The sequence below is a fragment of the Cupriavidus sp. KB_39 genome (assembly GCF_052114485.1).
Taxonomy (GTDB): Bacteria; Pseudomonadota; Gammaproteobacteria; order Burkholderiales; family Burkholderiaceae; genus Cupriavidus.
On sequence record NZ_JBFREV010000117.1, the window covers coordinates 1 to 1,705 of the forward strand.

Below are 1,705 nucleotides of genomic sequence, written 5' to 3' on the forward strand. Positions count from 1 at the left end.
GGTTTAACCTCGCACACTGACGACGCCAGCCTCACGGAAAACTGTAAGACCTTCAAGCCAACAGTCAGCCAAGTGAAACGGTATTTCTCCAAGGCCTATCCGATAGAGAGCCGCATTCTGACGCACGAGCGTTATTCCCCATGCTTTGCGATCGGCGAGGTATCGTTCAGCGATAACACTTCCGGCAGATTCCGGCTCTACTCAGGAGGGACCTCTACATTATTCTGGTTAGGAGGCAATACGGTCGACCTGCTCTACAAACGCAACAAATGGCACGACCCGTTCGCTTGCGCATATGGTCTTAGCGACGAGCCCGAATGCTGACGGCCCAAGGCCGCGTGGAGCACTATCCGGACGCTCCCCAGCCGCCTTGGATCGTGTTCCCGCACATCGAATCTGGCGAACTGGCGCCACGTGTCAGACAAGGTGTAGCCGAACCATGGTTCGACCGGGAATGGAGGCCCTTCTGGGCGTCGCTGACGTCGATACAACGGGATCTCTATCTAGACGGCTGGCAGGCCAGCCCTGAATGGCGAGAGGCAATTGCGTTTGTCTTCGAGTCTTTCTCGGAGCGCGATGTCGATCAAGACGCCAAAGAGTCGGAGGAATACCTGAGAGCGAATAGCTCACACCCAAAGAGGTGCTCGCTTCTCAACCGACTCTTCAAGCGGTAAGCGATATATGGAGGGCAGAGCCTGGACTCCAAGCTCTGTCCACCCTCCCTCACCCACCCAAATTGCGCGCGCCCCGGGAAGAAGTCAGCCTTTCATTCTCGCGAGTGAAGCAGGAATACGTCGTGCAGAACGCCTCCGGCGGCAGTGCCGGGACGGTCAGCATGGGTTATGACGTGAAGGCGAATCGCGCAAACTAACCGGGAGACTTGCGATGCTGTTTATAGACAAGAATGGAATCGTCGATGCGGAACGCATCAAGATCAAGAGATTTCCAGGTATCGAACGGGGGTTGATGGCCCAGGTGAATGGCATTGTCGTCCACCAGACAGACGCCGCGACTGCGCAGAGCACTTTCAATAGCTATGGCGATAAGGGCGCGCATGGTGCGCACCTTTTAATCGACAAGGATGGCACGATTTACCAGACTGCCTCCTTGCTCAGAGTAACCAACCATGTTGGCAGACTAAAATCCCGCTGCATTGCCACGTGCAATTGCTCGCCGACGGAGCTACGGCTGGCAATGGCCGTAGAACACAACACCTCCCAACTATCTCGCCATGAGCATAAGAAACCCTGGCCAGAACGCTATCCTTCGAATTACGACTCAATCGGTATCGAGATTGTGGGGAAATCCTATGAAGTACCACAAAAGCCGGGCAAACCAAAGGAAGAGCCTGTCTACGAAAGCGTTACCGGACAGCAGAATGCCGCGCTGCAATGGCTTATCAGTGAACTGACTGACACGCTCTCGATAGCATCCAACGCAGTTTTCCGTCACCCACTGCTATCCAAGAAAAACAAAACCGAAGCGAGCACCGCAAGATGGTAAGTGCTCCTACAGCTATTGTCTTGGTGACTCTCCTCCTGGCGCTACCCGCAACCAGTGACGCCAGAACCGTCAAGAAAGTCATCATCACCGAGACCGGGCAAAATGCCGAGCCGGACGACGTGGACATGACCGAGCGCTGCAAGATATTCCAACCAACGGTGGCACAGGTAAAACGATACTTCTCGAAAGCCTATCCCGTGGA

Annotated in this window: 4 protein-coding genes and 1 pseudogene; all 5 read left to right on the top strand. The window is 54.9% G+C overall.

Features of this window, described 5'->3' with window-relative positions; translation table 11 throughout:
- A partial coding sequence (locus tag AB4Z27_RS28890; protein ID WP_441645969.1) for a hypothetical protein occupies positions 1-324 on the top strand: 324 nt, incomplete at its 5' end.
- Positions 318-674: a hypothetical protein gene (locus AB4Z27_RS28895; RefSeq protein WP_441645970.1), complete on the top strand. Its 357-nt coding sequence runs from the start codon at positions 318-320 to the stop codon at positions 672-674. The genes AB4Z27_RS28890 and AB4Z27_RS28895, both read left to right, overlap by 7 nt.
- Before the next feature lie 71 nt (positions 675-745).
- Positions 746-871, top strand: a pseudogene (locus AB4Z27_RS28900) (type VI secretion system tube protein Hcp); the annotation flags it as partial.
- A 14-nt stretch (positions 872-885) separates the two neighbouring features.
- Positions 886-1,503: a peptidoglycan recognition protein family protein gene (locus AB4Z27_RS28905; RefSeq protein ID WP_441645971.1), complete on the top strand. Its 618-nt coding sequence runs from the start codon at positions 886-888 to the stop codon at positions 1,501-1,503.
- A gap of 20 nt (positions 1,504-1,523) precedes the next feature.
- Positions 1,524-1,705: hypothetical protein (locus AB4Z27_RS28910; RefSeq protein WP_441645972.1), on the top strand; the 182-nt coding region annotated here is incomplete at its 3' end.

What these genes read in the sequence shown, in the direction of transcription:
- AB4Z27_RS28895 (WP_441645970.1), top strand. Translation starts at nt 318, where the DNA reads ATGCTGACGGCCCAAGGCCGCGTGGAGCACTATCCGGACGCTCCCCAG.
- AB4Z27_RS28905 (WP_441645971.1), top strand. Translation starts at nt 886, where the DNA reads ATGCTGTTTATAGACAAGAATGGAATCGTCGATGCGGAACGCATCAAG.